4 protein-coding genes are annotated in these 4,971 nt (G+C 44.9%); all 4 read right to left on the bottom strand.

Annotated elements, in window-relative coordinates; translation table 11 throughout:
• Positions 1-627: 627 nt before the first annotated feature.
• The 4 genes from QUB06_RS34070 to QUB06_RS34055 all read right to left on the bottom strand — a co-directional run bounded on the left by QUB06_RS34070 (position 628) and on the right by QUB06_RS34055 (position 4,533).
• Positions 628-846, bottom strand: a complete 219-nt coding sequence (locus QUB06_RS34070; RefSeq protein ID WP_332954424.1) for a hypothetical protein — start codon at positions 844-846, stop codon at positions 628-630.
• Positions 847-1,023: 177 nt separating this feature from the next.
• Positions 1,024-1,959: a branched-chain amino acid ABC transporter permease gene (locus QUB06_RS34065; RefSeq protein ID WP_333439201.1), complete on the bottom strand. Its 936-nt coding sequence runs from the start codon at positions 1,957-1,959 to the stop codon at positions 1,024-1,026.
• Between the two features lie 223 nt (positions 1,960-2,182).
• Entirely contained in the window at positions 2,183-3,133 is a 951-nt protein-coding gene (locus QUB06_RS34060; protein ID WP_333439203.1) for a branched-chain amino acid ABC transporter permease, read from the bottom strand.
• A 143-nt stretch (positions 3,134-3,276) separates the two neighbouring features.
• Entirely contained in the window at positions 3,277-4,533 is a 1,257-nt protein-coding gene (locus QUB06_RS34055) for an ABC transporter substrate-binding protein (RefSeq protein ID WP_333439199.1), read from the bottom strand.
• Positions 4,534-4,971: the final 438 nt, after the last annotated feature.

Raw genomic sequence — 4,971 nt, 5'->3', positions numbered from 1 at the left:
AAGCTTATAGTATCAAGGGACTCGCGAGTTCATTCATCTTTCTAAATCCTGTTTTCTTACTTTTTCAGCAAGCCCTATTTATCTCCTTACCAGACCACAGGAGATGAGGGGGTAGATACGATCACCCCTTACTTTTTTTATCGATCGGCGATCGTACTCTTTGTGCGGATGCGATCGCTCCTTACTTTTTTATCGATCGGCGATCGCCCCTCTCTTTTTTACCGATCGACATCGACGCTGATTAGAAGCGGATAATCTCGATCGTGCATCGCGATCTCTGAAAACAAACATCAAATTCTCGAAAAAAGTTCGTTTGCCCAAGAATTAATGGCACCTGAGAGGATTGTGCCCAGGCAAATGCTAGACGAACTGGTTCCAGATTCCCAATTTGAACGTGCACAAATACACCCCGCGCCTCAACCATTGCAAGATTTCCAGTCAATGGCAAACGGATAGTTTGTTCCTCCCAAATTGCACCCAATTGCAGCCCTATGTCATAAGGTAATAGGTTGACCGCAGATCCAGTATCTAGCAGTGCATTCGCGGAGACAGAAAAGCCTGCATGACGAGCGAGTGATGGGAATCGTGGGTAATGCTTCATCGTCAGAAAAGGGAAACTCGATCGTACTAGGCATGAGTAGATGCCTCTCGGTCATCCCGAATCATCTGCATCATAATGTTTGCAGCTTCTGTTGCGTCGTAGGGCGACCAAACCGGATACTCTGATGCAGAAAAGATGACTTGTAGTTCAGCGTCTGGGATTTGTGCGGCTAGGAGTTTGAAGAGTGATAATTTGTCTGACTGGCTCAGACTGTTCACCAAAGGAATTAACTCAGCGAGAGACATAGTTTAAACTCCCAAACATACGAGGATACATTTATCATAAGCGATCTGTGAGACACGGTTTTATAGATAGGCGATCGATCAAAAGTGTGGATGCGATCGCACCTTACTTTTTTTATGGATAGGCGATCGATAAGGAGTGGGGATGCGATCGCACCTTTCTTTACCAAAAATCTAATTTTAAACAGAAGTACGATCGCCTTTTTTAAATTTCTTCAACAACTCCGGCGTAACCAAACCTTGCGGAAAAAATATCGTCCCCAAAACAATCAGCAACCCAAAAATAATTAACCGCCCATCCCGCAGAAATTGTGCCAACCAAACCGGCAATCCCTGAATAGTCGCCATCCCCCTCAAAACCTCCGGTAAAGCAGTAAACACCATCCCACCCAAAACTGCTCCCAGAAACGTTCTGCTACCACCAATCAACACAGAAGTCAAGTAAATAATACTAGCATCAAAAGTCCCTTGACGGGCGTTCCAAGTATTCAGAAAATGGGCACTAACTGCACCCAAAACCCCAGCTAAAACAGCACCTAACGTGAAAGCCAAAACCTTATAAAAAGTTGGGTTAATGCCGATCGCATCAGCCGCCAACTCATCAGCCCGAATCGCCGCAAAAGCCCGCCCCACCCGAATCCGTTCCAGCCGATAGACAATCCCCATACTTACCAACAGTAAAGGTAGTACAATCCACAAATACTCGATCGGCGTCCCAAACGGTTGCGGAATCCCAAAAATGCCCACAGCCCCGCCAGTGATATCTAGATTCAGCGATAAAACGCGCAAAATTTCCACAAAAGCAATAGTTGCGATCGCCAAATAAATCCCACTCAACCGCAGCGCCGGAATTCCCACCAAAATCCCCAGCAACCCCGAAACAACCCCTGCAATTATCATCTCCACCAACAGCAATGGTAGAGGAAACAAACCCCCTGTCGTCTTAAACACCGTCGTAGACAAAATCGCCGCAATATACCCACCCAACGCATAAAAACCAGGGCTAGCGAGAGACAACTGACCAGTCATTAGAGGCAAATACAGCGACATTCCCAACATTGCACCCAGCAACATCGAGACAATCAGAAAGCCATAAGTAGTAAAAAATGTAGCCATGATTTTATTTTAAATAATAAACATACTTAAATACCAACTTCATCTCAAATCCAGTCCCATCATAATCATTCATTTCTCTCTTCTCTTTCTCTGCGTTCTCTGCGTCCTCTGCGGTTAAATCATTCCGATATAATTAGTTTCTTTAGGGGGCAATCCCCCGTTGCCGTTGGTGCGTGCGAAGAGTCGAACCATCGCCCCAATTTTAATCACCTAATTATCTATTTTACACCTTTTGAATCAAACGCCGTCCAAACAAACCCTGCGGTCTAACCAATAGCATAATAAACAATATGGCAAAAGCAACAGCATCCTTATAAGCCGAAAAATCTCCCGGCACAAAAGCCTCCACCAAACCAATGATAAACCCACCCAAAACAGCCCCAGGAATACTCCCCAACCCACCCAGCACAATCACCGCCAAACCCTTCAAACCAAAAGCAATACCAAAATACGGTCCCGCAATACTCACACTCGAACCCACCAAACTCCCCGCCAAACCAGCCAGAAAACTGCTCACAAAAAACGTCAAAACAATGTATCTATCAGTATCAATCCCCAACAGACTAGAAGTAGTGGCATCTTCAGCCACAGCCTGCATTGCTTTGCCAAATTTAGTAAAATTTATTAAGTAAGTTAAGACAGCTACAATCGCTACAGATACCGCAAAAATTACTATTTGAACAGTACGAATCGGAATAGGTTTATCCCCAGTCCCAAAGTTAATGGCAGCGGGCAAATAGCCGTAAGTGTTAGCGGGAAAAGTGTAAATTTCCGCACCGACTAGATATTGGATAATATTGGCGATCGCCACTGCTACACCCAAACTAGAAACCACTGTCAGCAGAGAATCTGAGTGTCGGCGACGCAAAGGCAAAAAAGCAACTCGTTCCACAATTACTCCCACTACACCAGCCATGACACTGCCCAAAATTAACGCCACAGCAAAAGGCAATTCCACGGGAATTCTAGCATTAGCCCACAACCCATTAAAACCGAAAGTCCCTCCCATCAGCGCATAGGTGAAATAAGCACCCAAGGTAAATACTGCACCGTGAGCAAAGTTAATAATTCCCAAAATCGAAAACACCAGCGTATAGCCCAAAGCAAAAATAGCATACACGCTGCCGATCGACAAACCATTCAAAAATTGTTGCAAAAACAGAGTTAAGTCCATCACCCGTTAAAAATTGAGCATCACACCAAAATCATTCAACTGCAAATACGTCACAGATTTTCCCTGTTCCCTCTTACATCTTCGCTCTTTCCGACATCAGTTAAATTCGTCGAAGGAATCCGTTGCCTAACTTTCCTCTCCAATCATTTCAAAAACTCAAATTTACCATTATTGCCATCCGCCTCCATCTTAATTCGTGCCACATAAAACTCTTTCTGATTTATCTCCCCTTCAGGCGTAAAAGAAATTTCGCCCAAAGGCGTATCGTACTTACCATCCAACAACTGCTGATTCAAATTTGTACGCAATTCTGCCAACGGCTTTTCGCTAACCTTAGATTTAGCATTAATTGCCTTTAATGACTCAACAAAAACTTGGACGCCCGTAAAAGCTTGAGCGCTAAATTGAGGCGGTTCCTTCTTGAATTGAGCGCGATAAGCATCGCGAAAAGCCTTGTTAACTTCATTTTCATATTCCGGGCTGTAGGCTTGGGCAATCAAAACTCCATCACAGAGTGCTTTACAAACAGGAAATACATTAGAAGTATTCAGACCGTTGCCCCCAATGATCGCGCCTTTGTAACCCAACTCCCGCAATTGCTTAATTAAATTGCCTCCATCGGCGGCCAACCCGGAAATAATTATCAAATCGGGGTTGACATTGATCGCGTTAGTAGCTTGAGATTGGAAATCTGTATCAGTAGTCAAGAATTTTTGGACTGTTGCCAATTCCAGTCCCATATCTTTAACCGTTGTCTGAAAAGTTTCAGTCTCAGATTTGCTAAAAGCATCATTCTGAGCAAAAAACACGGCTACTTTCTTAATATTGGGATTTTGCTTCAGTGCAGCTTTAACTGCATTAGGTGCTACCACTGCCACAGGCGCGGAGACTCTGGCCACATAATCGCCAATCTGGGGAATGCCTTTAGCGGTGTTGGAGGGTCCGAGTACGGGAACTTTTGCTCGATCGGCGATGGGATCGGCACTAAAAGCTTGTTGTGACAGGGTTGGCCCCACAATACCCACGACCTTATCCTGATTGATCAGAGTATTAAAAGCATTAATAGTCCCTTGTTCATCTCCACCAGTATCTTGGAACACCAGTTTAATAGGCGTCCCATCCACACCGCCTTTATCGTTGAAATACTTCTCAGCAATTTTCGCCCCAGCCACCTGTTCCTGACCGAGCAAAGCCACATTGCTAGTTTGCGCCACCCCAACCCCAACGGGAATAGCGGTAGAGTTCCCCGCAGCCGAACCCTGTGGCGAAGTTGTCGGAGATGGCGAAGTACCTGGAGATACTGTAGTCGATGTCTGGGGAGTGTTTGTCTGGCTGCAAGCGATCAGCAGTGAAGCGCAGGTAACGAACAAGGCACTAGGGCCAGAGGCAGGTTTTTTCATGAGCGGGCGATCGAACATCTATATATAGAACATCTACACGTAGAGATATTCTACCCATGCGCGGTAGATACTCCGCCCAAAAGTCCCATCTTGCCCAAAAAAAAGACCCCTTCCCGGAAAGAGGAGTGAGCCAGCGGATGTCGGAGCGCGGTTTAAGAGCCAAAACCCTTGGTGTGTATAGGTTCAAAAAAAACTCAAAAATATTTTCGCAAAACGCTTGACAACCCTGGGGAGAGTTGATACATTAATAAAGCGCCAGAAGAGAAGCGGTTCAAACAACCGCGAACTAAAGGTACAAAACTGAACCTAGAAAAAAGAATAGTTTGAAAGCTTAAAGCACTATTAACCTCGTCAAAAAATTAAGATTGAGAGTAAAAGCATCGCTGATACTCAATATCGCAAACAACGAGAAAAAAGTCAAGGGAAAAAAACCAGCCT

The organism is Microcoleus sp. D2_18a_D3, assembly GCF_036702455.1.
In the GTDB taxonomy this organism is placed as follows: domain Bacteria; phylum Cyanobacteriota; class Cyanobacteriia; order Cyanobacteriales; family Microcoleaceae; genus Microcoleus.
The sequence above is the reverse complement of the archived record's forward strand: the minus strand, read 5'-3'. Positions and strand labels throughout refer to the sequence as shown.